Annotated in this window: 21 protein-coding genes and 1 tRNA gene; 8 read left to right on the forward strand and 14 right to left on the reverse strand. The window is 70.6% G+C overall.

The features are described from left to right. Positions 1-5 precede the first annotated feature (5 nt). The 3 genes from ACFWYS_RS37170 (at position 6) to ACFWYS_RS37180 (ending at position 1,402) form a co-directional block, all read left to right on the forward strand. Entirely contained in the window at positions 6-725 is a 720-nt protein-coding gene (locus ACFWYS_RS37170) for an ABC transporter permease subunit (RefSeq protein WP_272115525.1), read from the forward strand. A 109-nt stretch (positions 726-834) separates the two neighbouring features. Continuing rightward, positions 835-1,035, forward strand: coding sequence for a hypothetical protein (locus tag ACFWYS_RS37175; RefSeq protein ID WP_272115523.1), 201 nt, complete (start codon positions 835-837; stop codon positions 1,033-1,035). Between the two features lie 280 nt (positions 1,036-1,315). Continuing rightward, positions 1,316-1,402 (forward strand) — tRNA-Ser (locus tag ACFWYS_RS37180). A 52-nt stretch (positions 1,403-1,454) separates the two neighbouring features. Here the strand turns inward: ACFWYS_RS37180 and ACFWYS_RS37185 are convergent. The 9 genes from ACFWYS_RS37185 to ACFWYS_RS37225 all read right to left on the reverse strand — a co-directional run bounded on the left by ACFWYS_RS37185 (position 1,455) and on the right by ACFWYS_RS37225 (position 11,855). Next, positions 1,455-2,276: an HAD family hydrolase gene (locus ACFWYS_RS37185; protein ID WP_384778878.1), complete on the reverse strand. Its 822-nt coding sequence runs from the start codon at positions 2,274-2,276 to the stop codon at positions 1,455-1,457. After that, on the reverse strand, positions 2,273-3,550 hold the full coding sequence (serS, locus tag ACFWYS_RS37190) for a serine--tRNA ligase (protein ID WP_384778881.1): 1,278 nt from the start codon (positions 3,548-3,550) through the stop codon (positions 2,273-2,275). Before serS ends, ACFWYS_RS37185 begins: the two co-directional genes overlap by 4 nt. Positions 3,551-4,091: 541 nt before the next feature. Then, a complete protein-coding gene (gene pheA, locus ACFWYS_RS37195) occupies positions 4,092-5,024 on the reverse strand; it encodes a prephenate dehydratase (RefSeq protein WP_384778884.1) in 933 nt (310 codons plus the stop codon). An 80-nt stretch (positions 5,025-5,104) separates the two neighbouring features. Beyond that, entirely contained in the window at positions 5,105-6,490 is a 1,386-nt protein-coding gene (efeB, locus tag ACFWYS_RS37200; RefSeq protein ID WP_384778887.1) for an iron uptake transporter deferrochelatase/peroxidase subunit, read from the reverse strand. A gap of 8 nt (positions 6,491-6,498) precedes the next feature. Continuing rightward, entirely contained in the window at positions 6,499-8,538 is a 2,040-nt protein-coding gene (locus ACFWYS_RS37205) for a copper resistance CopC/CopD family protein (RefSeq protein WP_384778954.1), read from the reverse strand. An 85-nt stretch (positions 8,539-8,623) separates the two neighbouring features. Beyond that, complete coding sequence (locus tag ACFWYS_RS37210; protein ID WP_384778957.1) at positions 8,624-9,040, reverse strand: copper chaperone PCu(A)C; 417 nt, start codon at positions 9,038-9,040, stop codon at positions 8,624-8,626. 26 nt (positions 9,041-9,066) lie between these two features. After that, on the reverse strand, positions 9,067-9,720 hold the full coding sequence (locus ACFWYS_RS37215; protein WP_384778890.1) for an SCO family protein: 654 nt from the start codon (positions 9,718-9,720) through the stop codon (positions 9,067-9,069). Between the two features lie 184 nt (positions 9,721-9,904). Continuing rightward, positions 9,905-10,639 (reverse strand): YcnI family protein, encoded by a 735-nt coding sequence (locus tag ACFWYS_RS37220; protein ID WP_384778892.1) that lies wholly within the window; start codon positions 10,637-10,639, stop codon positions 9,905-9,907. 322 nt (positions 10,640-10,961) lie between these two features. After that, positions 10,962-11,855: a hypothetical protein gene (locus tag ACFWYS_RS37225; RefSeq protein ID WP_384778895.1), complete on the reverse strand. Its 894-nt coding sequence runs from the start codon at positions 11,853-11,855 to the stop codon at positions 10,962-10,964. Between the two features lie 259 nt (positions 11,856-12,114). On the opposite strand from ACFWYS_RS37225, the gene ACFWYS_RS37230 reads away from it, so the two are divergent. Next, positions 12,115-12,564, forward strand: coding sequence for an ATP-binding protein (locus tag ACFWYS_RS37230; protein WP_384778897.1), 450 nt, complete (start codon positions 12,115-12,117; stop codon positions 12,562-12,564). A gap of 61 nt (positions 12,565-12,625) precedes the next feature. On the opposite strand, the gene ACFWYS_RS37235 is transcribed toward ACFWYS_RS37230, so the two are convergent. Next, on the reverse strand, positions 12,626-13,930 hold the full coding sequence (locus ACFWYS_RS37235; RefSeq protein ID WP_384778899.1) for a phosphatidylserine/phosphatidylglycerophosphate/cardiolipin synthase family protein: 1,305 nt from the start codon (positions 13,928-13,930) through the stop codon (positions 12,626-12,628). Positions 13,931-14,132: 202 nt separating this feature from the next. Here ACFWYS_RS37235 and ACFWYS_RS37240 point away from each other — a divergent pair, with 202 nt between their 5' ends. Both ACFWYS_RS37240 and ACFWYS_RS37245 read left to right on the forward strand, forming a co-directional pair. After that, positions 14,133-15,083, forward strand: a complete 951-nt coding sequence (locus tag ACFWYS_RS37240; RefSeq protein WP_384778902.1) for an intradiol ring-cleavage dioxygenase — start codon at positions 14,133-14,135, stop codon at positions 15,081-15,083. An 11-nt stretch (positions 15,084-15,094) separates the two neighbouring features. After that, the gene (locus tag ACFWYS_RS37245; RefSeq protein ID WP_384778905.1) at positions 15,095-15,928 is read left to right on the forward strand and encodes a triphosphoribosyl-dephospho-CoA synthase; all 834 of its coding nucleotides are present in this window, start codon (positions 15,095-15,097) and stop codon (positions 15,926-15,928) included. A gap of 114 nt (positions 15,929-16,042) precedes the next feature. On the opposite strand, the gene ACFWYS_RS37250 is transcribed toward ACFWYS_RS37245, so the two are convergent. From ACFWYS_RS37250 to ACFWYS_RS37265, 4 genes are all read right to left on the reverse strand, one after another. Further along, the gene (locus tag ACFWYS_RS37250) at positions 16,043-17,272 is read right to left on the reverse strand and encodes an MFS transporter (RefSeq protein ID WP_384778908.1); all 1,230 of its coding nucleotides are present in this window, start codon (positions 17,270-17,272) and stop codon (positions 16,043-16,045) included. An 80-nt stretch (positions 17,273-17,352) separates the two neighbouring features. Then, positions 17,353-18,747, reverse strand: coding sequence for a PLP-dependent aminotransferase family protein (locus ACFWYS_RS37255; protein WP_384778911.1), 1,395 nt, complete (start codon positions 18,745-18,747; stop codon positions 17,353-17,355). A gap of 104 nt (positions 18,748-18,851) precedes the next feature. Beyond that, positions 18,852-20,342: an aminopeptidase P family protein gene (locus tag ACFWYS_RS37260; protein WP_384778913.1), complete on the reverse strand. Its 1,491-nt coding sequence runs from the start codon at positions 20,340-20,342 to the stop codon at positions 18,852-18,854. A gap of 175 nt (positions 20,343-20,517) precedes the next feature. Next, positions 20,518-22,023 carry a PP2C family protein-serine/threonine phosphatase gene (locus tag ACFWYS_RS37265; RefSeq protein ID WP_384778916.1) on the reverse strand — a complete coding sequence of 502 codons (1,506 nt, stop codon included), beginning with the start codon at positions 22,021-22,023 and terminating at the stop codon, positions 20,518-20,520. Positions 22,024-22,524: 501 nt separating this feature from the next. Between ACFWYS_RS37265 and ACFWYS_RS37270 the strand changes: the two genes are divergently transcribed. Then, the gene (locus ACFWYS_RS37270) at positions 22,525-23,184 is read left to right on the forward strand and encodes a bifunctional DNA primase/polymerase (RefSeq protein ID WP_272115492.1); all 660 of its coding nucleotides are present in this window, start codon (positions 22,525-22,527) and stop codon (positions 23,182-23,184) included. A gap of 55 nt (positions 23,185-23,239) precedes the next feature. Further along, positions 23,240-23,857, forward strand: a complete 618-nt coding sequence (locus ACFWYS_RS37275; protein ID WP_384778919.1) for a hypothetical protein — start codon at positions 23,240-23,242, stop codon at positions 23,855-23,857. Positions 23,858-24,151: the final 294 nt, after the last annotated feature.

Here is a 24,151-nt window from a genome sequence, read left to right on the forward strand (position 1 = left end):
CAAAGATGTACGACCCCACAGTCGCCCGGCTCACCTACCGGGCCCTGCTCGGCCGCCGTCGGGCCCTCATCCTGGGCGCTCTGCCGCTGCTGCTCATCGTGATCGCCGCGCTGGTGCGCGGTCTCGCCGGAGCCGACGACCAGACCGCGTCCGACCTGCTCGGCGGGCTCGCCCTCGCCACGATGGTGCCGATCATCGGCGTCATCGCCGGCACGGGCGCGATCGGGCCGGAGATCGACGACGGCTCGGTGGTCTACCTGCTGTCCAAGCCGGTGAAACGGCCGACGATCATCTTCACCAAGCTGATCGTGGCGATCGCCGTGACGATGGTCTTCTCGGCGCTGCCCACCTTCATCGCGGGCCTCATCCTCAACGGCAACGGCCAGCAGATCGCCGTCGCCTACACGGTGGCCGCGCTGGTCGCCTCCATCGCCTACGCCGCGATCTTCCTGCTGCTGGGCACGGTGTCCCGGCACGCGGTGGTCTTCGGGCTGGTCTACGCACTCGTCTGGGAGGCCCTGTTCGGCTCCCTGGTGTCCGGCGCGCGCACGCTGAGCGTCCAGCAGTGGGCGCTGGCGGTGGCGCAGAAGGTCGCCGGCGGGGACATGGTGACGTCCGACGTCGCCCTGCCCACGGCGACGGTGCTGCTGGCGGTGGTCACCGTCCTCGCGACCTGGTACGCGGGACAGAAGCTGCGGTCGCTGACGCTTGCCGGTGAGGAGTAAAGAGGGGTGAAGGAGCGGGCCCCCGAGCGGGCCCGCTCTTGACGATGGCTTCACCTCTGTCCGGGCACACTGGGCAAACAGGACGCACTGCACGAACTGGAGGACGGGGATGGCAGACGACTGGGACGACCTCGTCCTGGACGAGGACTTCATACGGTCCGCCGAGACGTCCGAGCCGTCCGCCCGGGCCCGGATGCTGGCCGAGCGCTGGCGCCGCGAGGAGCCCGAGCCGCAGCCGTGGCGCTCGGACGAGCCGCCTGCCGGGTGGTTCTTCAGCAAGGGGCGCCGACGTAAGTGGCGGCGCCGGTAGCGGGCGTTCACGGCCATTCCCGGGCGTTTTAATCAGTGGCGCCCAACTCGTCGTACAGGCACAGTGGTTGTGTCCACATCGCCGGACGGTGAGTTCGGCGCCACGTTCTGGGAGAGGAGTCGGACGATGTCCATGCACGGCAGTACGTCCAGCTCCCGTCAGGGCAGCCTGCGGCGGGCTCCGGTGTAGTTACGCCACCGTCGAGTCCGCTCCGCACGTGGAGCTGCCCGGGGCGGCCGCTTCGAGCACGCGATGTCGCTCTCGCGTGGGCCGCCCACCCGGAGGATTGGCCGAGTGGTAAGGCACTGGCTTGCTAAGCCATGGTCGGGCAGGAATGCCCGCGCACGTTCGATCCGTGCATCCTCCGCAAGACGTTGCCACCGGGGCCGGCCGTGGTGCATGGCTGCCGCCCGCCGCCGTTAGGCGCCCAGCAAGCGCTCCAGCACCACCGCGATCCCGTCCTCCTCGCTGGAGGCCGTCACCTCGTCCGCCACCGCCTTCAGCTCCTCGTGGGCGTTGGCCATGGCCACGCCCCGCGCCGCCCAGGCGAACATCGGGATGTCGTTGGGCATGTCGCCGAAGGCGATCGTGTCCGCTGCCTTCATGCCCAGGCGGCGGGCCGCCAGTGACAGGCCCGTGGCCTTGGACAGGCCGAGGGGGAGGAGCTCCACGATGCCCTCGCCCGCCATGGCCACCGTGACGAAGCCGCCCGCGGCCTGGCGGGCGGCCTCTGCCAGTTCGTCGTCCGAGAGCTCCGGGTGCTGTATGTAGATCTTGTTCAGCGGGGCGGCCCACAGATCCGACACGTCCGTGAACGGCGTCGCCGGGAGCTTGCCCGTGGCCGCGTAGCCCGGGCCGACCAGGATGTCACCGTCCAGGCCGTCGCGGCTCGCCGCCAGGAACAGCGGGCCGACCTCCGCCTCGATCTTCGCCAGCGCCACGCCCGCGAGCTGCCGGTCCAGAGTGACCGAGGTCAGCAGACGGTGCTCTCCGGCGTCGTAGACCTGCGCGCCCTGGCCGCACACCGCGAGACCCTGATAGCCGAGGTCGTCGAGGATGTGGCGGGTCCACGGGACCGCGCGGCCGGTCACCACGATGTGCGCGGCACCGGCCTCGGTGGCCGCGACGAGGGCGTCACGGGTGCGCTGCGAGACCGACTCGTCGGAGCGCAGGAGCGTTCCGTCGAGGTCGGTCGCGATCAGCCTGTAGGGGAACCCTGCAGCGGGAGACGCGGCGCTCACTTCGAGACCGGCTCCAGGACCTCCCGGCCGCCCAGGTACGGGCGCAGCACCTCGGGGACGCGGACGGAGCCGTCGGCCTGCTGGTGGTTCTCCAGGATCGCCACGATGGTGCGCGGTACGGCGCACAGGGTGCCGTTGAGCGTGGCCAGCGGCTTGACCTGCTTGCCGTCACGGACGCGGATCGAAAGGCGGCGGGACTGGAACTCGGTGCAGTCCGAGGTCGACGTCAGCTCGCGGTACTTGCCCTGCGTCGGGATCCACGCCTCGCAGTCGAACTTGCGGGAGGCCGAGGAGCCCAGGTCGCCGGAGGCCACGTCGATGACGCGGAACGGCAGCTCCAGCGACGTCAGCCACTGCTTCTCCCACTCCAGCAGGCGCTGGTGCTCGGCCTGCGAGTCCTCGGGAGCGACGTAGGAGAACATCTCGACCTTGTCGAACTGGTGCACGCGGAAGATGCCGCGGGTGTCCTTGCCGTGCGAGCCGGCCTCGCGGCGGAAGCAGGGCGAGAAGCCCGCGTAGCGCAGCGGCAGCTTGTCGGCGTCGAGGATCTCGTCCATGTGGTACGCGGCGAGCGCGACCTCGGAGGTGCCGACCAGGTAGAGGTCGTCCTTGTCGAGGTGGTAGACGTCCTGCGCGGCCTGTCCGAGGAAGCCGGTGCCCGCCATCGACTGGGGGCGGACCAGCGCCGGGGTCAGCATCGGGGTGAAGCCGGCCGCCGTGGCCTGCGCCATCGCGGCGTTGACCAGGGCCAGCTCCAGCAGGGCGCCGACGCCGGTGAGGAAGTAGAAGCGGGAGCCGGAGACCTTCGCGCCACGCTCGACGTCGATGGCGCCGAGGAGGCCGCCGAGCTCCAGGTGGTCCTTCGGCTCGAAGCCCTCGGCCGCGAAGTCGCGGATCTCGCCGTGCGTCTCCAGCGTGACGAAGTCCTCCTCGCCGCCGACCGGGACGTCCGGGTGCACGAGGTTGCCGAGCTGGACCAGCAGCTCCTGGGTCTCGGCGACGGCGGCGTCGCGCTCGGCGTCGGCGGCCTTGACGTCGGCGGCCAGCTGGCCGGCCTTCTTCAGGAGCTCGGCCTTCTCTTCCCCGGAGGCCTTGGGGATGAGCTTGCCGAGCTGCCTCTGCTCGGCACGCAGCTCGTCGAAGCGGACGCCGGACGACCTGCGCCGTTCGTCGGCAGACAGGAGGGAGTCGACGAGCGCGACGTCCTCTCCACGGGCGCGCTGCGAGGCGCGCACTCGGTCGGGGTCCTCACGGAGCAGGCGAAGGTCAATCACACGCTCAAGGCTACCGGGGAGGGGTGACAGCCCACGACTCACTATTCCGAGCCGCGGCTTACGTTCCGTTATGAGGTAATTGCGAGCGGTGTCAATAAAAGGCGTCTCACTCCCTGGAACGAGGCAGGCGCGAGGCGGCCGGTTGACTCGATTCCCTTGTGGAGAACGGGACTTGGGTCACGGTTGTCCACAGGTATCCCCAGGCCCCGAAGAGTTATCCACAGGCTGTGTGGATGGACTGTGGATGTCGGAATTGATCACTCCGCAATGCGGTGATCAAGTTGAGAATTCCCAGGACAATCCGCCTCCATCCCTGCTTTCGGGTGGAAAGCGGTCGCTCCAAAGGATTGCTCAAAGGAAAAGAGTGGACGAAGGGTGACTTGCGTGACGGTGGACGCCGGAAGGGCCTGGAGGGCGATTTGTCGACAGACTCATGCTTCCCTGTCGACTTGTCCCCAGGTCGAGATGAGGACCTGTGGATAACCTCTGTGGATAACGATAATCGGCTGGTAGTACCGGCCGAAACCATCACCGGGCCGACTCAGAACCGCCCGTCCTGGCACCGCGCCACCCAGTCCGCCGCCGACACGAACTCCTCGTCCGACGTCCCCGTGCGCGGGGGCCGCATATCCCCCGGCTTCATGTCCGCGCGCGGGTACGAGCCCAGGAACCGCACCTCCAGGCAGATCCGCTTCAGCCCCATCAGGGCCTCGGCCACCCGGCGGTCCGAGATATGGCCCTCGGCGTCGATGCAGAAGCAGTAGTTGCCGATGCCCGCGCCGGTCGGCCGGGACTGGAGCAGCATCAGGTTGATGCCGCGGGTGGCGAACTCACCCAGGAGGTCGCGCAGCCCGCCGGGATGGTCGTCGCGCTGCCACAGCACGACGGACGTCTTGTCGGCACCGGACGGAGCGGCGGGCCGTGCGGGCCGGCCCACCAGGACGAACCGGGTCTGGGCGTTCTCCGCGTCGTGGATCCCGGTCTCCAGGGCCTCCAGGCCGTACAGCGCGGCGGCGAACTCGCCCGCGAAGGCCGCGTCGTACTGGCCCTCCTGGACCAGACGGGCGGCGTCCGCGTTCGACGCGGCCGACTCCCAGTGGGCGTCGGGGAGGTTGTTCTTGAGCCAGTTGCGCACCTGGGGCTGGGCGGCCGGGTGGGCGGAGACCGTCTTGATGTCCGACAGCTTCGTGCCCGGCCTGACCAACAGCGCGAAGGTGATCGACAGCAGCACCTCGCGGTAGATCATCAACGGCGCGCCCGCGACCAGCTCGTCGAGCGTGGTCGTGATGCCGCCCTCGACGGAGTTCTCGATCGGCACGAACGCGGCCTCGGCCTCGCCGACGCGCACCGCGTCCAGCGCGGACTGCACGGACACGTAGGGGATCAGCTCCCGGGTCGCGGCCTCGGGAAGGGTGCGCAGGGCGGCCTCGGTGAAGGTGCCCTCGGGGCCGAGATAGGCATAGCTCGCTGGCATGACCTCACCCTAATGGGCCTTGCGAAACGGCGGGCACGCATCTCACCCGGTCACCGCAAGGGATGCCCCGGCTCGCCGGCTCACCCCTCCAGCAACCGCTGCCCCACGTACTCCCCCTCCGTCGCCCCACCCGGCACGGCGAACAACCCACTCGCCTCGTGCCGGATGTACTTCGACAGGGCGTCGCCCCGGTCGAGCTTGCGTTGCACGGTGACGAAGCCGAGCAGCGGGTCGGCCTGCCAGCAGATGAAGAGGAGGCCCGCGTCGGGCACGCCGTCCGTGTCGATGCCGTCGTGGTACGAGAACGGGCGTCGGAGCATGGCCGCCCCGCCGTTCTGGTCGGGCCGGGTGATGCGGGCGTGGGCGTTGATGGGGACGACCAGGTTCCCTGCCTTGTCGGTCTTCTCCAGGTCCATCTCGGTCGTCTCGGTGCCCCCGGACAGCGGCGCCCCGTCGGACTTGCGGCGCCCGATGACGTCCTCCTGCTCCTTGACCGAGAGCTGCTCCCAGTCGTCGAGGAGCATCCGGATACGGCGTACGACGGCGTAGGAGCCGTTCGCCATCCAGGCCGGGTCCTTCGAGCCGGACTCGGGCACGAAGATCCGCTGGTCGAAGTCGTTGTCCGTCGGCTTCGGATTGCGGGTGCCGTCCATCTGGCCCATCAGATTGCGGGCCGTCATGGGGTGCGCGGTGGCGCCCGGCGAGCGGTTGAAGCCGTTCATCTGCCAGCGCACCTTGGCGGCCCGGCCCGCGTCCTTCTGGATCGCGCGCAGGGCGTGGAAGGCGACCAGGGCGTCGTCGGCGCCGATCTGCACCCACAGATCGCCGTTGCTGCGTGTCTTGTCGAGCTGGTCGGAGGAGAAGTCGGGCAAGGGGTCCAGGGAGACCGGGCGCTGCTTCTCCAGACCGGTCCGTGCGAAGAAGCTGTGCCCGAAGCCGAAGGTGATCGTCAGCGAGGACGGACCGGCGTCGCGGGCTACATCCGTGTCGTCCTGCTTGGCCGCCTCGCCCGCCATCAGCCGCCGAGCCGTCTCCGACCAGCGGCGCAGCAACGCCGCCGCCTCCTTGCGGCCCGCGCCGGCCGCCAGGTCGAAGGCGACGACGTGGCCGCGTGCCTGGAGAGCCTGGAGGATGCCGGGCTGATGTTTCCCGTGAAACATCACCTGACCGGCGCCCAGCGAGGTGAGCGGCGTCGCCTCGGCGGGCCGTGCGGCGTATCCCACTGCCCCGCCCGCCGCGCCGAGCACCAGCCCGGTGGCACCCGCGGTCCCGAGCAGACCGCGCCGCGAAATGCCCTCATTGACAGCGGCCTTGTTCGCAGCGCCCTCTACGGTGCTTTCGGAAACGCCGTCATTAAGTGCCGTTTCGGAAGCCCCGGAAGCCCCGGCAGACCTGGAGGTCTCGGGGGTCCCGGGAGTCTTCGGAGTCTTGGGAGTACGAGCCTCCGGAATGGACTGGTCAGCCATGGTGAGGTTCAGCCGATCTGCGCGTTCTTGGAGACGGTGGCCTGGTCGATGTCGGAGGTCCGCACGGTCACGGCGATCTTCCACTCGCCCGCCATGGGGATCTGCACTCCGCTCGCCGACCAGTGTCCGGTGGAGATGTGGTCCGGGACGACGGGCAGCGGCCCGATGTCCTGGGACTCCAGGGTGAAGGCGACCTTCACCTCGGGGATGTCGAAGGCGCGGCCATTGGGTCGCTGTACGTAGACGTGCATTTCGTTGCCGCCCACGCGCGCGGGATCGAGGTCGATCCGTACGACGCCCTTGCCGTCCTCGCTGCCGGTGTCGAAGGACATGTCCAGGGTCAGCGCCCCGGACGACGAGCCATCGGCGGCGGAGGAGGAAGACGACGATGCCGCCGCCCTGGCCTGCTCCTCCGTACGCCCCGGCTCGGTCGACGTCAGCATGGTGGTGACGGCGAGCAGGACGACCGCGACGCCCGCCTCGGCGAGCACGGAGCGGCGCAGTCCGAACCGGTTCGGGTCGGCGTCCCGCTGCTGCTTCTGCCGTGCCGTGTCGATCGCGGCCTGCTGCCGGGCGAGCTGGGCGGCGCGCTCGGAGCCGTCCTTGCCGGACGCGGCGGCCGAGGCGGCGTTCTTGGCGGAAGGGGCGGGGGAGACGGTCTTCTTGGCCGAGGCGGAGGCCGAGTCGGTTTCGGAGGTGGAGGTACCGGCCCGGGCAGCTGCGTGCGCCTTCTCGCCCTCGACCGCCGTCTGCTCCCTGTCTTCCCTGTCCTGCCCGTCCTCGCCGGCCCCCGTCCCTTCCCGCGACGTCGCCGCACCCGTGTCCGCCAGCCGTGCCGTCCACCGACGTGAGATCCACGCGATCCCGACCAGCAGCACCACGAGCCCGATCTTGACCAGGAGCAGCTGTCCGTACCGCGTCCCCGTGAACGCCGACCACGATCCGAGCTGCCGCCACGACTGGTAGATGCCGGTCGCGACCAGCGCCAGCACGCTGCCGAAGGCGAGGCGTGAGAACCGGCGTACGGCGGGGGCGTCGAGCGGGGTGCCCGCGGGTGCCCGGTACAGGGCGAAGAGCAGTGCGGTGAGGCCGCCGAGCCAGCCCGCGACGGCCAGCAGATGCAGGACGTCGACCGGCATCGCGATGCCGGCCTGGAGTCCGGTCGAGGCGTGCTCGGACATCGCCCAGCTCGCTGCGAGACCCGCGGCCACCACGGTGCCCCCGATGGCGAGCCCGAAGGTGAGGTCCTGCTTCTCCTCGTCCTCCCGCTTGTCGTACGCCCCGAACAGCACCGCGATGAACAGCGCCGCCGCGGCGAGCAGCAGCAGCCGGGACACCAGTGCCGCACCCGTCTTGGTCTGCAGCACCTGGCCGAGCAGCTCCAGGTCGAAGATGTCGCCGACCTTCCCGGTGCTGGTGTACGAGCCGCGCAGGAGGAGCAGGGCGAGAGTGGCGGCGGTCAGGGCCAGCCAGCCGGAGACGACGAGCCGTTGCAGTGCCCGTACGCCGGCCCCGCGCTGCCAGCAGGCGAGCACGAAGGCGGCGCCGCCGACCAGGACGATGAAGCCGGCGTACGACACATACCGGCCGAACCCGTAGAGCCAGCCGACGACCCCGCCGCCCACTTCCTGGCCGGAGACCGAGACGGTGGTCTGGGAGGGGGCGCCGATGGAGAAGGTGTAGGCGCCGGCGACGGGATGGCTGTCCTCGGACACCACCTGGTAGGTGACGGTGTACGTGCCGTCGGGCAGGCCGCTGTGGAGTTTCACGGCGTACGTCGTGCCGCTCACGCCCGCCGGGTCGCCGCGGTCGATGCGCTTGCCCTTGGGGTCGAGCACCCGCACGGAGTCGCCGGACAGGGCGACCTTCTCGGAGAAGGTCAGCGAGATCTGCGTCGGGGCCTTGTCCACCACCGCCCCCTGCTGGGGGTCGCTGCCGGTCAGCGCGGCGTGCGCGGAGACCGGCCCGGCACCGGTGAGAAGCAGACCGGTGGCGGCCAGGAGCAGCAGCACCAGATGCCGGATGCGCAGCGGCAGCCGGGTCCGGATGCGCGGCGGCACCAGGTTCCGGACGCGCAGTGGCACCCGGGGCCGGACGCGGGGGGCGATGGGCTGGGTCAAGGCGATCTCTCCCTCAGTGTCCGGTCTTCGGGTTGTACGTCGCGGACTTCACCGGCATCTCGACCGTGACCGTGCCGGACTCGGCGAAGTGGAGCCGCACGGTCACCTTCTCGCCCTGCTTCGGCTTTCGCTTCAGCTTCTCGAACATCAGATGGCTGCCGCCGCTCTTGAACACGAGTTGACCGCGCGCGGGGACGGCGAGGTCCTTGGCCTCCTGCATCGACGAGTTCACGGTCTCGTGGGCGGTGACCTCGCCGACGTCGCTGGTGACGGAGGTCAACTCGTCCTTCGTACCGCCCTTGTTGGTGACGGTCAGGAAACCGGCCGCCATCGAGTCGGACACCGGCTGCGGCATATAGGCGCCGCTGACGGACACCTCCGCCTTGGAGTCCTCGGAACCGCAGCCCGCCAGGACGAGTGCTCCGGCCATCACCACGGTCACCGGGGTGAACCGCCTCACGGCTTCTCCCCCTTGATCAGCTTGGGGAGGTCCTTGGTGTAGTCGCCGACCTCGGCGTCCTCGGTGTAGAGGACGTACCCCTTGTCGGTCTTCGGCGAGAACGCGACGACCTGGGTGCCATGCGTGGAGACCATCTTGCCGTTCTTGTCCTTGTGCGGCGGCTCGATGGTGATGCCGAGGGTGCGGGCGCCGGCCTGGATGGTGTCGAACTCGCCGGTCAGGCCGACGACCTGCGGGTCGATGCCCTTCAGCCACTTGCCGAGCGCGGGCGCCGTGTCGCGCTCCGGGTCGGTGGTGACGAACACGACGCGCAGCTCGTCCTGCTCCGCCTTGGACAGCTGCTTCTTGGCGACGGCGAGGTTGTTCATCGTCAGCGGGCAGACGTCGGGGCAGTTGGTGTAGCCGAAGTAGATCAGCGTCGGCTTGCCCTGGGTCTCCTTCCGGAGGTCGTACTTCTTGCCGTTCGTGTCGTTGAGGACCAGGTCCGGCTTCTCGAACGGCTTGTCGAGGACGATGGCGGCCTTGTCCGAGTCGGCCTCCTCGGAGACCACGGTGACGGGATCGGCGCTGTCGTCACCGCTGCCGCAGGCGGAGAGGGTGAGGGTGGCGGCGGCGAGCAGGGCGGCCGCGGCGAGGGTCTTCTTACGCATGGCAAGTCTTCTTACACATAGAAAAATGTCCCAGTTGTTCCGACTGTGCTATTTCGGCCGTGCTGTTCCGGCCGTGCTGTTCCGGCTGTGCTTTTCGGCTGTGTTGTTCCGGCTGTCTCAGTGGTGCGGGATGCGGCGCGCACCGGAGGCGTGCCCCGGCGCGCGCCGTGAACCGACGAGGCCGTCAGGCCTCGGTGCGCCGACGGCCGGCGAGCACGCCGTACGCCACACCCAGCGCGCCGACGACGATGCCGACCACGCCCAGGACGCGGGCGGTGGTGTCGCTGCTGTCGGCGGGCTCGGCGGCGGTCTTGGCGGAGGCCGCCTCGGCGTCGTCGGAGTCGGAGGCCTTGTCGGCGGAGGACGAGCCGTGGTGGCCCTCCTCGGCGGCGGACAGCGCGAGCACCGGCGCCGGGTTCTCGGGCTCTTCCTGGCCCTCCTGCGGCACCTCGATCCAGCGCACCACCTCGTCGTTGGAGTACGTCTGGAGCGCCTTGAAGACGAGTTCGTCGGTGTCCTCGGGCAGGGTGCCGACGGAGACGGGGAACTTCTGGAAGAAGCCGGGCTGGATGCCCTTGCCGTCGGCGGTCCAGGTGACCTTGGTGACCGCCTCCGTGATCTTCTTGCCGTGCATCTCCAGCGGCTTGTCGAGCGTGGACTTGGTGACCTTGGCGGTCCAGCCGGGAACAGCTTCCGGCATCACGGAGGCCAGCGGGTGGTCGGTCGGGAAGGTCACCTCCAGCTTGGTGGTCGACGCGTCGTCGCGCTCATTGGGCACCTTGAAGTCGACGACCGCGTAGCCGCCCTTGGCTGCCGTGCCCTCGGGCTGCACGCTGACGTGGGCGAACGCGGGGGCGGACAGGGCGAGTACGGCCGTGCCGGCGAGGGCGCCGACGGCGGCGAAACGAGAGGCCTTCATGCGAAGCACTCCACTGTGAGTGAGATTCGGGATTCCGGTGGTGAAGAGGAGTACGCGCGCGCAGGGGTGCCCGATCGGCGGGAAAGTCGGCCAGGCCAGGCCAGGCCAGGCCAGGCCAGACCAGGCCAGTCAGGCCAGGCCAGTCAGGCCGGGACGGCCGGCGAGGCCGAAACCGCTCGGCGAAGCCAGGACGTCCGCGAAGCCATGACGGTCGGCGAAGCCGGACAAGAGATCCCGCGATCGAAGAACTCGCGCACGCACGCGTGCCGCACGACGGCGGCCCCTCAGCCCCACGCAGTGGAGTGATGGCGGTCGCGTCGTGTCAGGCGGCGAGGGCGAGTGCCGCACCGGCCGGCGGACCCCGCCTGACCACCGTGTGCTGAAGCGCGAGAGTGCGCGGCTCGGCCGGACCGAACCACCCGGCGCACAGGACCCGCGGGCCCGCCTCGGGTGCACTCGGCAGTCCGGAACGCAGGGCGCGCACCAGAGCGAGCGCCCCGCGCAGGGATCGTACGAACGCCCCCTCGGCGACCGAATGCGCCGACAGGGCGGACATCTCGACGATGCGTAGCAGGGCCAGGTCCCCGCGCCGCAGCAGCCATCCCGCGGCGACCGCCGCGAGGACGTGGGCGAGCAGCATGGGGAGGGACGGCAGCAGCGACGCGGAGGCGTCCGTGGCGGAGTTCGTGACGGTGGACAGGGTGTCCGCCGACCGGTGCGAGGGGTGCGTCCCCATGGCCGGGTGCAGCCGTGCCTCGGTGAGGATCCGCTGGGCCTGGGCGGGGCTGATCGCCGCCGTGGCGGTCCCGCAGACGAGCCGCGCGGCCAGCTCGACGAGCGCGGCGTCGGACGCGGAGGACCCGGAGGGCATGGAGGACGAGGAGGTCATGGACGCGGCAGAGGCGGCCCCGGTGGCGGCCGCCGCCCCCGCGCTCACGCCGTGCTGCCCGAGCCCGAACAGCGTGTGCAGGACGGTCTGGCCGGCCGCGAGCAGCACCGCGATCCCGGGCAGCGAACGCGCCCGCCCCGCGAACGGCACCGCGACCAGGAAAACCCCCAGGAACCCGGCGCCCAGCGTCCACAGCGGGATCGTCGCGCAGGAGCCCAGCGCGTGCCCGACCCCGGCCAGCACGACACAGACCGCGGCGAACACCGCGGCCCGCAGTATCCGGAGATCACTCCCGGAGCGCGCTGTGCGCGGGTGGGGGGCAGACATGGCGGGCTCATCATCGCACTGGCCTTATGACCGCTATACGGCAGGTCCGCAAGATGAGGAACGGGCGATTCGTGACGTACGGGGAGTAGGTGACTGTACGACTGGAAGATCACCTTCTGATGTGGGCCGCCCCCACATACACCGATTACTGTGTGGGCGCATCGACCATATGGGCGGCATCACGTCAATGATGTGCTTACACCCGGGCACTCGCGGCAATACGTAACGGTATGTCGAGCCGCGGCCAGGAGGCTGGAGCATGAGCATCTGGTGGTCACTCCATCTGCGGCGGGAAGCCGCGAGCGTGCCGCTCGCCCGGCGGTTGCTGATCGGCACGATGGAGACGGCGGGCGTCGACCCGGACGTGTCCTACGACCTCTCCGTCGCCCTCAGCGAGGCCTGTGCGAACGCCGTCGAGCACGGCGGTGCCGGCACCTCCGGCGACTCCCCCCAGGCGTATCGCGTGACGGCGTATCTGGACGGCGAGAAGTGCCACATCGAGGTCACCGACTCGGGCCCGGGCTTCACCACCCCACCCCGCGCGCCCCGCCCGGCGTCCACCGACGCCGAACACGGCCGGGGCCTCTGCCTGATCCAGGAACTCGCCGACCATGTGCAGATCGGCAACACACCGGGGCGGGCCGGGGCGGTGGTGAGCTTCGAAAAGATCTTGAAGTGGCGCAAGGACACACCGTTGATGGCGGTGTAGCGCCGGTTGATGGCTGTGTGGCGCCGGTGGCGCCACGCGCGGTCGTCACCGCGCGCCGGTGTCAACCACCGCAAGCGGAGCGAATCCTGTAGAAGGTGCTCAAATACCGCGCGTGGTAGGACGCGCTGGTGATCCGCACGACCGCCTCGTCGGCCGAGCGCAGCGACGACCCGTTCAGATTGGCACTGCCCGTGTAGACGCGCGGTGTGATGGCGCCGTTGTAGTAGCCGTCGATCAGCATCTGCTTGTTGTGCGGGCGTACGTCGATGCCCGGCCCATTGGGAATGCGGCAGGCGCGGTGCTGGATGCCGGCGGCGTTGAGCCGACTGGTGATCGTGCTGTCGGTCTCGGTGTGGATGATGTCGATCCAGCAGCCTCTGCCACGCAGTTGGGCGAGCTTGTCGGCGACCTGGCGGCGGGAGCCGAGGAAGCTGTGCGTCACGATGCGGATGGCGGTCTGGTGGCGCAGCCCGTCCGTGCCCGTGTAGGCGCAGCTGATCTCGTCGAGCACGTTGACGACGGTGTCGGTGGCCGGGTTGTTGTACGAGCTGTCCCCGCGGGGAAAGAAGAAGCCTCGGTAGGTTGAGCCGGACGGCGTGGAGAAGTACGCGTTGTTGTTGCCGCGTGCGAGCGTGCGCCCCCGGCGGAGCTGCTCGTGGAACGAGGCGTACCCGGCGTACACCGCGCTGCTCACGAAGGTGACCGCGTCGTTGAAGGACTCGACCTTGTACCAGTCGGAGAGGTTCGAGGAGGTCTGGAAGACGACGTTCGAATAGCTCGTGCCGTCGTCGAAGGGCCCGATGCTGGAGAAGGTGAAGAACTTGTTGTGGTTGTACGCCGGTTGGGGCGGCGCCACGGCCAGGCAACCGCGCTGGACGTCGTCGACGCCGTCGGGGTCCTCGAATCTGTCGTCGCAGACGACGATCCAGGAGCGGGCGGCGTCATTGGTTCCCAGCCCTGCCCTGAGGGTCTGGTAAGGCACGTTGGTGTACTCGGCGCCACCGGCGCCGTCCACATAGGTCGAGTCGTCGACGATGAGCCTGACGTTGACGCCGCGCCGGTGGGCGGCGAGCAGCGCGTTCGCGACCTCCTGGTCGTTGAACTCGTACATCGAACCGCGGATCGTCGCTCCGGCCGGCGCCGCGTCGATCAGCCGCACGAGCTGGGTGAAGATCGCCTTCTGCTGGGCCGGCGTGCCCAGCGGGTCGTTGAACACGGGCCCGTTGATGACCGGTTTGGTCAGCGCGGCGGCCGGCGTCGCACCGCCGACCAGGAGGGCGGTCACCAGGGACAGGACGGCGGCGACGGCCGGCAGCACGGAACGGAGGGACCGGGACGGGCGTGGGCGTACGGGCGAACAGGTCATCGTCTCGCTCTCCTGGGCTCGGCAGATCGGGAAGTGACCAGATCTCTTTGCCCGGGAGAGCCCGCAAAGCTATTAGAACCTTGGCATTTGGGGTAATTGCTGAGCTTTACGGGTGACCAGTCTCCAAGCTTCCTCAGGACTCACAGCCACCGCACAGTGCCACCTCAAGCTGCTGACGGGCGGCGTCCCTAACTTCCCGGTCATGACGGGAAACCACAAGGACAGGACGATCACCCGGCGCCGCGCCCTCGCGGTGACCGGAGGCACGGTCGCGGCGGGCGGGCTCGCCGTCGCCGGTTATCAGGCGGCCTTCGCCGACACCGCCACGGCCACGACCGACGCGGTGGCGTCGACGGCCTCCGCGGCCGCCTCGGAGAGCTCCGGCTGCATGACGCTGATGTCCAGCGTCACCGAAGGCCCCTACTACCTCGACAACGCCCTGGTGAGAAAGGACATCACCGAGGGCAAGAGCGGCGTCCCGCTGACGCTGCGCCTCACCGTCGTGGACGCCACCGACGGCTGCACCCCGGTCTCCGGCGCCGCGGTGGAGATCTGGCACTGCGACGCCTGGGGCTACTACTCCGGCTACACCACGGCCAACCCCGGCGGCTCCGCGCCCGCCGAGAGCGAGGACGGCTCGACCGCCAACGACAAGACGTACCTGCGCGGTTACCAGATCGCCAATGCCAACGGGGTCGTCAAGTTCGAGACGATCTTCCCGGGCTGGTACACCCCGCGCACCTGCCACATCCACCTCAAGGTGCACACCGGCGGCCAGAAGGAGGACGGCACCTACGAGGGCGGCAAGGTCAACTACACCGGTCAGCTGTTCTTCGACGACGAGATCGCCCAGGAGATCTTCACGCTGGAGCCGTACTCGAAGCATTCCGGCAGCTACACCACCCTCGACAACGACATGGTCTACGACGGCGGCGGCGCCTCCAGCGGCCTGCTGACCCTGAAGGCGGTGCACAAGAAGGACTCGTCCAAGGGCTACAAGGGCTTCCTCACCATCGGCGTCGACCCCGACGCCGAGAACACCGGCGCGGGCAGCGGCGGCGGTGGCGGCGAGGGCGGCACGCCGCCGGGCGACGCCCCGACGGGCACCCCGCCCAGCACTGCCCCGTCGGCCTCGTCGTCCTCGTCCTCATAGGGGGTACGACCATGAGCAGCCGCCAGGACGAGGCGCTGGCCCACGCCGCCGTGACCGCGCTCACCGGGCAGCTGGCCCTGGTACCCAAGCCGGGCCTGCCCGACCCGCGCGACCTCGGTGCCCGCGCGAGCCGCCGGGACCACTGCATGCTGCGCTGGTCGGCCAAGGCCCTCGCGCCGGGCCTCGTGGCGATGGCCGCGGCTGCCCGGCGCACGGGGGAGCCGACGCCCGGACTGCGCACGGAACTCGGCGCGATCGGCAGGTGCACCGAGCACTCGGTGGGCCTCGCGGGCGGCGGCCACCGGGGCGCCCTCTGGGCACTCGGCCTGCTGGTCGCCGCGGCCGCGCTCGACCCCCGGGCCGGGGCGCGGGACGTCGCCGCGACCGCCAAGCGCATCGCCGCGCACCCCGACAAAGGCGCCCCGCGCAGGCCCTCCCGGGGCTCCTCGGTGTCCGCGAAGTACGGCGCCGCCGGAGCACGCGGCGAGGCACGGGCCGGATTCCCGCACGTACGGCGGGCGTTGGACGCCCTCACCCAGGCCCGCTCGGCCGGCGCCACGGAGGAGCAGGCCCGCCTGGACGCCCTGCTCACGGTGATGTCCACCCTCCAGGACACCGAACTCCTCTACACCGCGGGCCCGATCGGCCTCCGCCACGTCCAGGCGGGCGCCCGCACGGTCCTGGAGGCGGGCGGCACGGCCACGCACGCGGGCGCGCAGGCCCTGACCACCCTCGACACCGACCTGCACACACGCGCGTGGAGCCCACGGGGGAGTGCGGGTCTGCTGGCGGGGGCACTGTTCCTGGACTCACTGCCGGTCGGGACAGGAGCGAGGGCGGCGTGAGCTGCCGGATTGACCCAGGGCGGCTTGAGCGGCCGGATTAGCCCAGGGCGGCTGAGCTGCCGCATTAACCGAGGGCTACTTGAGCTCACGGCACGAGCAAGGGACCGCTTGAGCTCACGGCGCGACCAAGGCGGGCCCGCTCTCCCGCCCCACCCGGGCGCCGGCGGCCCACCTCCCCGCCGGCCCCATCGCATACGACGCGCCCAGCGTCGCGATCCCCAGCAGCAGCCACCCCGCCGTCCCCCACCCGACCAGCAGCGAGGTCAGCACAAGCGGCCCCAGGGTCCGCGCCACCGTCACGCCCGTACCGAAGAACCCCTGGTACTCACCCACCCGATCGGCGGGCGCCAACTCGAAGGACAGCTGCCAGGACCCCGCCGACTGGCCCATCTCGGCGACGACCTGCAGCACCGCCCCGACGACCAGCACAGCGGCGGCCACCCATGGCGAGGCCCCCGCCGACAGCGCGAAGACCGCGCACGTTGCCAGCATCACCCACCCCGACCGCCGCACCGCGCGCGTGGCCGACGCAAGCCCGGTCACGCCGCGCGCCATCCGCACCTGGAAGACCATCACAGCCCCGGTGTTGAGCACGAACAGCACCGAGACCAGCCAGGCCGGCGCCGCCGTCCGCTCGGCGATCCACAACGGCAGCCCGAGGCTGAGCAGCGGCATCCGCAGCAGCAGAACGGTGTTGAGGAGGGTGACCAGGGCGTACGGCCGGTCCCGCAGCACACCGAGCGAGTCCCGCGTCCGTACGGCAACGGGCGCCACCGCCGGGAGCCTCACCAGCACCCCCGCACACACCACGAAGCTCACCGCGTCCAACGCGAACACGGCCAGATACGCCTCGCGCGTCCCGGAGTTCAGCGCCAGCCCGCCCAGTCCGGCTCCCACCGCCAGCCCGGCGTTGAGCGTGGACTGCAGATGCGCGAGCAGCCCGGTCCGGTCCCCGGCGGACACCAGCCCGGCCAGGAGCGCCTGCCGGGCCGCCGCCAGCCCCGACTGTGCGGTCGCGTACGCACACGCGGCCACGACGAACGGCACGAAGCCACGGACGACGAGGAAGGACCCCACCGCCAACGCCGTCGCCAGCGCGAGCAGCACCGCCGTGCCACGCGCCCCGCGCCGGTCGGCGAGCCGCCCGAGCGGTACCCCCGCCAGCGAGCCGACGGCCCAAGCGACGGTCAGTCCCAGCCCCACGCGCGCGGGCGCGAGGCCGACGACATGGGTGAAGTACAGCGCCGACGTCACGTAGTAGGCGCCGTCACCGACCGAGTTGGCCAACTGGGCGGACGCCAGGACGCGTTGCGGTCCCGCGGGCGGGAGGAGACGGGTCGTCATGCCAACGACGCTAAAGCCGCCGTGGACCCCTCAACAGGCCCAATTCCGAGGCATCTCAGTGGCCCAATACCAGGGGGATCTCAGTCGCCCTCCAGCACCTGCCCCAACACCTCCAACGCCTCCGGATACACCCGCTCCCGGGGCGTCCCGTACCCCACGACCAGCCCCTGCGGCCGCCCCGCGCCAAGGCCACGGCCCCCGGAACCGCCACGGCCACCGCCCCCGGCGCCGCCACCACCCGCCGTATGCCAGTGCTCCCCCAGACACCCCACCGCGAGCCCCGCCGCCTCGGCCCGCGCCAGGACCTCCGCCTCGTCGTCGACCTCCACCAGCGCATGCAGCCCGGCCGCGATCCCGCGCACGCGCCGACGCGCCCCCAGCCTGTCCAGGAGCTGGTCCCGGCGCCGCCGGTACCGCAACCGGCAGGCCCGCACATGACGGTCGTAGGCATGGCTCTCGATCAGTTCGGCGAGGGCCAACTGGCCGATGGACTCGGTGTGGTGGTCGCTGTGCAGCTTGGCGTCGGCCACGGCGTCGACCAGGTGCGGCGGCAGCACCATCCAGCCGAGCCGCAGCGCGGGCCCGAGGGTCTTCGAGGCCGTCCCCAGATACACGACCTGTCCCGGCGCCATGCCCTGCAGCGCGCCGACGGGCTGGCGGTCGTACCGGAACTCCCCGTCATAGTCGTCCTCGACGATCAGTCCGCCACGCACGCGTGCCCAGTCGGTGAGCGCCCGCCGCCGCTCGGGATGCAGCGTCACACCGGTCGGATACTGATGCGCGGGCGTCACGACAACGGCGGCACAGTCCCCCAGCTCCCCCGCACGCGCGCCCCGTTCGTCGACCGGCACGGGCACGACGGCACCCCCGTTGCGCCGCACCACCTCCCGGTGGAACGGCAGCCCCGGATCCTCCATGCCGACGGCGCCGCCCTCCAGCACGCGCGTGAGCAGCGCCAGCCCCTGCACATAGCCGGAGGTGACCACGATCCGCTCCGGCGGCGCGACCACCCCACGCGCCCGCCCCAGATACCCCGACAGCGCGTTCCGCAGCTCGATACGCCCACGTGGATCGCCATAGTCGTACGCCAACGAGGGCGCCGTCGCGATCGCCCTGCGCAACGCCCGCAACCAGGCGGCCGCCGGAAACGCCCCCACGTCCGGGCTGCCCGGCCGCAGATCGAACCGCGGCTCACGCGCGCGTGCGGAGGCCTCCGGCGGTTCGGCGGCGGGGAGGGGCAGCGGGGCGACCTGCGTGCCCGAGCCCTGTCGCGCGGTCAGGTAACCCTCGGCGACGAGCTGGTCGTAAGCGGCCTTCACGGTGTTCCGCGAGATGCCGAGCTCGGAGGCGAGACGCCGGGTGGCAGGCAGAGGTTCCCCGGGAGCGAGCCGCCCGTCCCGCACGGCATCCCGCAGCGCCCGTTCGAGCCCCGCACGGCGCCCATCGGTGCCGGTGAGATCCAGATGCAGGTCCACCTCAACCCCCTCAGGGGCGCGGGGAACTGCGCGACAAGCCCCCACAACCCGCAGACCGCGACGATGGCCGGACACCCTTCTGGCATCCGGCCATCAATCCAACGTCAGCCCTTAAGAGAGGCCATCCAGCTCTCGACCTCGTCCGACCGCCGAGGCAGCGCAGCGCTCAGGTTCCGGTTGCCGTCCGCCGTCACCAGGATGTCGTCCTCGATCCGCACCCCGATCCCCCGGTACTCCTCCGGCACCGTCAGATCGTCGGCCTGGAAGTACAGCCCCGGCTCGACGGTCAGCACCACACCCGCCTCCAGCGTGCCGTCGACGTACGACTCCACGCGCGCGGCAGCACAGTCGTGCACGTCCATGCCGAGCATGTGCCCGGTCCCGTGCAGCGTCCACCGTCGCTGCAGCCCGAGCTCCAGCACCCGCTCCACGGGCCCTTCGACAAGCCCCCACTCGACGAGCCGCTCGGCGAGCACCCGCTGCGAGGCGTCATGGAAGTCCCGGTACTTCGCGCCCGGCTGCACGGCCGCGATCCCGGCCTCCTGGGCGTCGTACACGGCGTCGTAGATCTTCTTCTGGATCTCGCTGTAGCGGCCGCTGATCGGCAGCGTGCGCGTGACGTCGGCGGTGTAGTACGTGTGCGTCTCCACGCCCGCGTCGAGCAGCAGCAGATCACCCGAGCGCACGGGCCCGTCGTTGCGCACCCAGTGCAGCGTGCAGGCGTGCGGACCGGCGGCGCAGATGGAGCCGTAGCCGACGTCGTTGCCCTCCACGCGCGCGCGGAGGAAGAACGTGCCCTCGATGTAGCGCTCGGAGGTCGCCTCGGCCTTGTCGAGGACCTTCACGACGTCCTCGAAGCCGCGCACGGTCGAGTCGACGGCCTTCTGCAGCTCGCCGATCTCGAAGTCGTCCTTGACCAGCCGCGCCTCGGACAGGAAGACGCGTAGTTCCTCGTCCCGCTCGGCGGTGACCTTGTCGGTCAGCGCGGTCTCGATGCCGGCGTCGTAGCCACGGACGACACGCACCGGACCGGTCGCCTCGCGCAGCCGGTCCGCCAGCTCGCGCACGTCGGAGGCCGGGATGCCGTACAGCTTCTCCGCCTCGGTGAGCGAGTGGCGGCGGCCGACCCACAGCTCGCCCTGGCCGGAGAGCCAGAACTCGCCGTTCTCACGGTCGGAGCGGGGCAGCAGGTAGATCGTCGCCTGGTGGCCGTCCGCGACGGGCTCCAGGACGAGCACGCCGTCCTCGGTCTGGTTGCCGGTGAGGTACGCGTACTCGACCGACGCGCGGAAGGGGTACTCGGTGTCGTTCGAGCGGGTCTTCAGGTTGCCCGCCGGGATCACCAGACGCTCGCCCGGGAACCGCGCCGACAGCGCGGAGCGCCGCGCGGCGGTCTCGGCGGCCTGGGGGATGGGCCGCAGGTCATGCAGCTCCGTGTCGGCCCAGCCGGACTTCATGCTCTCGGCGAGCTCGTCGGACACGCCCGGGTACAGGCCGTTCTTGCGCTGCTTGATCGGCTCTTCAGACTCAGTCTCCGGGTCCGCTGCGGTAGCAGCAATGGACTCGGCCGGGGTGAGCTCGTCGGCCACGGTCATCCTCCTCGATACGGCACTGGACCCCGACCATCGTACGGACGTACAGGACGGAACCCAGGGTCGTAGGACCGGTCACCCCGTGCGCGGGCGCCGCTGCTATGGCCGAGGTCACTCGCTTGTTATGGGTGCTTTCCCGGGTGCTTTCCGATGAGCGCTACGCGCGCGTGCCGGGCCGCTACTCAAAGCGAGCGGCGAGCAGTACGACGTCCTCCTCGCTGTCCGCCCGGTCGAGTCCGTCCGGCAGCACGGTCCGCAGGACGTGGTCGACGAGGGCGTCCGGGTCGTGCCTGATCGCCCGGGGCACCCCGGCCGCCGCCGCGTGCAGCCGTGCGAAGGCACGGTCGGTGGGGTCGCCGGTGCGGTGCAGCAGCCCGTCGGTGTACAGCAGAACCGTCTCTCCGGCTTCGGCGGACAGCTCCACGCTCGGCGCCTCCCAGCAGGCCAGCATGCCCAGCGGCGCGGACACGGAGGTCTCCACGAACTCGGTGCGCCGGTCCCCGATCAGCAGCGGCGGGGTGTGTCCGGCGCCGGCCAGCGTGATCTTGCGCAGGGCGGGCTCGCAGTAGGCGAACAGGGCGGTGGCGGAGCGGGCCGGCTCGGTGAGTCTGAGCAGCAGCTCCAGGTCGGACAGGACCGCGACCGGGTCCTCGCCCTCCATCACGGCGTACGCCCGCAGGCTGGCCCTCAGCCGTCCCATCGCGGCGATCGCGCTGGGCCCGGCCCCGGTCACCGAGCCGACCGCGAGGCCGAGCGCGGCGTCCGGCAGCGGCAGCGCGTCGTACCAGTCGCCGCCCCCGCGCGGGCCGGTGCGATGCCGGGCGGCGAGCTGGACGCCGGCCATGCGCGGCAGCCGGGAGGGGAGCAGCTCCTCCGCGATCGTCCGCATGCACGCGCGCGTGCGCTCGACTTCGAGGAGCCGGGCCAGATGCTCGGTGGCGTAGCGGGTGTACAGGCCGACGAGGTGGCGCTGGCGCTCGGCCGGTTCGGCGGGCTCGTCGTACAGCCACACGGCGGCACCGAGGCGGCCGGCGGTGTCGGTGGACAGGGGGAGGGCGTAGCACGCGGCGTAGCCGAGGCGTGCGGCCACCTCGCGGTGGCGGGGGTCGAGCCCGTCCTCGGACATCAGATCCGGCTGGGCGATCTCACCGTCACCACCCGGAAGTCCGTCGAGGATCCTTCCGTACGACATCGCGCTGCGCGGCACGGTCTCGATGTGCCCCAGGTCGGCGCGGGCGAGGCCGAGCCCTATGGTCGTGTCCGGGCCCAGGCCGTCGGCCGGTTCCAGGACGACGAGTCCGCGCCGGGCGCCTACGAGGGCGGCTCCGGCGCGCAGCAGTTCCTGGAGGGCGTCGGCGAGTGCGTCCGTGCGGGCCAGGCGTTCGGTGAGTTCGTGGAGTGTTGTGAGGTCGGACACCCAGCCGGCGAGCCGGTCCTGGAGCACCAGGCCCGGTGCGTTGGGTGACGGGACCGCTGAGCCGCCCGGGGTCGCGGGCGCGACAGTGTGTGCGGGTGAAGGAACCGTCGCATCGATTCCGGCCACTTTCGAAGGGTGAGGGGCGTTCATGGCGTCCGGCTTTCCGACCGGTGCGTATTGCTCAAAAGCATCGCAAACCCCCATGTCATTCTGCGCCGCTAGCAGTGTCTCCACATCTACACGCACTCGTAAGGGGATGTCCAGCATTGTCCTGCTGGGATTCCTGGTGTCCGTGGGTAACCGGAGCGCTCGTCGTAGACCTCTTGCGCAAAGGCAAAGTTGGCTTAAAACTGCTTCAGTGAACGGGGTATTGCGGTCGACTGGTTTCGCTCCACAGAGCGTCACAGCGGTCGTGATGGGTACGTACTCGGAGAAGGCCAGGGGTGGTTGACAGCCACCCGGAACCTGGCGACGGACCCGGGCGTCTTAGCCACCGACGACCGGCCCCATCCTCCCGTGGCGGAGGCGAAGAGAAATACGCGCGACGCTAAACGCCAGACTTCGCCACCCCACGCCACGCCCATGCTTTTGGTAGACGCGGTATGGGCGAGGTTGCCGCGGAAGCAGCCAACGCTCGGCCCATAGGGGTTTCCCTTGCTCACAGCAGGGGTGTGATGCGCCATTAGGTACGCACAGTGAAGTGATCGACACATGGTGTGATGTGGTCCACGGTGTTGCCAGCGGTGCAACGGAAAGGAACGAGCGCTCATGCGCGAGATCCTCGGAAGGCGACGCAGGCTCCTGCGCGGCGACGGGAAGCCTGAATTGATCAGCGCGGCCCTGACCTTCGCGACTCAATGGCAATGGCCCGTACTCCCGGGAGTGGCGGCGGACCCGCAGCGGCGTGACCGCTGTGGCTGCCCGGATCCCGAGTGCACGGTGCCCGGTGCCCATCCCTTCGACCCCGGCCTCCTCGCGGCCACCACCGACGAGCGCATGGTGCGCTGGTGGTGGGGCAACCGGCCCGCGGCCCCGATCATCCTCGCCACCGGCGGCAAGGCGCCCTGCGCGGTCAGCCTCCCGGCCCTGCCGGCCGCCCACGCCCTCACCGCACTCGACCGCATGGGCATGCGCCTCGGCCCGGTCGTCGCCTCGCCCACCCGCTGGGCGATCCTGGTGAAGCCGTACTCGATGGAACAGCTGGGCGAACTGCTCTACGCCAAGGACTTCGTCCCCGGCTCCCTGCGCTTCCACGGCGAGGGCGGTTATGTCGCCCTGCCCCCGTCCGAGACGGGCCCGGGTCAGATCAGCTGGCAGCGCGCTCCGCTGCCCGGCTCGGCCTCCCCGTGGGTACCCGATGTGGAGGCCGTTGTCGACGCCGTGGTCGAGGCCCTCACTCGTACGGGTGTGAGCGCGCCCGAGTTGTAGGCCACACCGGCGTGCGCGGAGCGGGGCACACGTGCGCGGTCGTTACATTCCGTGTATGCCCCGTCACGCTGAGACACGCCGCTCAGGCTCAGGAAAGATCCGTCTGTTCGCCCTCACCGGCGTCGTGGTGGGCGCCGTCGCGCTGCCGCTTGCCGTAGCCTCCGCGGGACCCGTGGGCGAACAGGACCGCGCCCACGGCCATACGTCCCGCAAGGCCGCGCGTCCTTCGGTACCTCCCTCCCCCGCTCCCGACGCGAAAGGGCCCGCGGTCGGGCCCGTCGAATCCCCGCTGCTGCTCGGTCTGGGCCTCGCCACCGCCACCCGGTGCGGGCCCGAGCTCGTCTCGCCCGAGGGCATCGAGGCGCAGACCTGTGTCCTCACCCAGGGCGCGGAGACCTGGGCGCGCACCTACTTCCGCAATGCGACCGGCGGCGCGCTGGACTCCGTGCTGAGTCTCATGGGGCCAGGCGGACGCACGGTGCAGATGCGCTGCGCCGAGGGCGTCGAGGACGAGCCGGGGACGTGCGAGACGCCACGGGAGCCCACCCGGGGGAATCTGGACGCCTACACGGCGGTCGCGGAGTTCGCCGCGCGGGCCGGGAACGGGCCGCTGCTGCTGCGCTCCGCGAGCAACTCGGCGCCGGACAATTCCGGGGCGCCCACGGGCGGTTGACACGCGATGTCATTCCGTAAATGACTGCGCACATGAAAAGACCCGGTTGCTGGCGACGGGGGATGCACCAGCAACCGGGCTAATGGAACGGTAACAAGAGATCGGCGGTTCGCAAATTCGATCTGGGCTTTCCAGTCACGGATTACCCTGCTCCGCTTGGGAGTTGTGATCGGATTCACCCCTCCCGAGGGGGCCGGGGGGGGGGGGACGGCGGGGGGGGCGCCCCGCCGAGCGACGCCCCCCCCCACCCGCCCCGGCCGAGCCGGGGGTGGGAGAGCCGCCGCGCCGCGCCGG

Source organism: Streptomyces sp. NPDC059010 (assembly GCF_042740355.1).
Classification (GTDB): domain Bacteria; phylum Actinomycetota; class Actinomycetes; order Streptomycetales; family Streptomycetaceae; genus Streptomyces.

Coding starts and splice junctions, on each gene's coding strand:
- ACFWYS_RS37265 (WP_384778916.1), bottom strand. CDS start 22,023: ATGCTGGACATCCCCTTACGAGTGCGTGTAGATGTGGAGACACTGCTA.
- ACFWYS_RS37170 (WP_272115525.1), top strand. CDS start 6: ATGTACGACCCCACAGTCGCCCGGCTCACCTACCGGGCCCTGCTCGGC.
- ACFWYS_RS37235 (WP_384778899.1), bottom strand. CDS start 13,930: ATGACCTGTTCGCCCGTACGCCCACGCCCGTCCCGGTCCCTCCGTTCC.
- ACFWYS_RS37270 (WP_272115492.1), top strand. CDS start 22,525: ATGCGCGAGATCCTCGGAAGGCGACGCAGGCTCCTGCGCGGCGACGGG.
- ACFWYS_RS37260 (WP_384778913.1), bottom strand. CDS start 20,342: ATGACCGTGGCCGACGAGCTCACCCCGGCCGAGTCCATTGCTGCTACC.
- ACFWYS_RS37275 (WP_384778919.1), top strand. CDS start 23,240: ATGCCCCGTCACGCTGAGACACGCCGCTCAGGCTCAGGAAAGATCCGT.
- ACFWYS_RS37220 (WP_384778892.1), bottom strand. CDS start 10,639: ATGAAGGCCTCTCGTTTCGCCGCCGTCGGCGCCCTCGCCGGCACGGCC.
- ACFWYS_RS37210 (WP_384778957.1), bottom strand. CDS start 9,040: ATGGCCGGAGCACTCGTCCTGGCGGGCTGCGGTTCCGAGGACTCCAAG.
- ACFWYS_RS37250 (WP_384778908.1), bottom strand. CDS start 17,272: ATGACGACCCGTCTCCTCCCGCCCGCGGGACCGCAACGCGTCCTGGCG.
- ACFWYS_RS37240 (WP_384778902.1), top strand. CDS start 14,133: ATGACGGGAAACCACAAGGACAGGACGATCACCCGGCGCCGCGCCCTC.
- ACFWYS_RS37245 (WP_384778905.1), top strand. CDS start 15,095: ATGAGCAGCCGCCAGGACGAGGCGCTGGCCCACGCCGCCGTGACCGCG.
- ACFWYS_RS37230 (WP_384778897.1), top strand. CDS start 12,115: ATGAGCATCTGGTGGTCACTCCATCTGCGGCGGGAAGCCGCGAGCGTG.
- ACFWYS_RS37225 (WP_384778895.1), bottom strand. CDS start 11,855: ATGTCTGCCCCCCACCCGCGCACAGCGCGCTCCGGGAGTGATCTCCGG.
- ACFWYS_RS37175 (WP_272115523.1), top strand. CDS start 835: ATGGCAGACGACTGGGACGACCTCGTCCTGGACGAGGACTTCATACGG.
- pheA (WP_384778884.1), bottom strand. CDS start 5,024: ATGCCAGCGAGCTATGCCTATCTCGGCCCCGAGGGCACCTTCACCGAG.
- efeB (WP_384778887.1), bottom strand. CDS start 6,490: ATGGCTGACCAGTCCATTCCGGAGGCTCGTACTCCCAAGACTCCGAAG.
- ACFWYS_RS37215 (WP_384778890.1), bottom strand. CDS start 9,720: ATGCGTAAGAAGACCCTCGCCGCGGCCGCCCTGCTCGCCGCCGCCACC.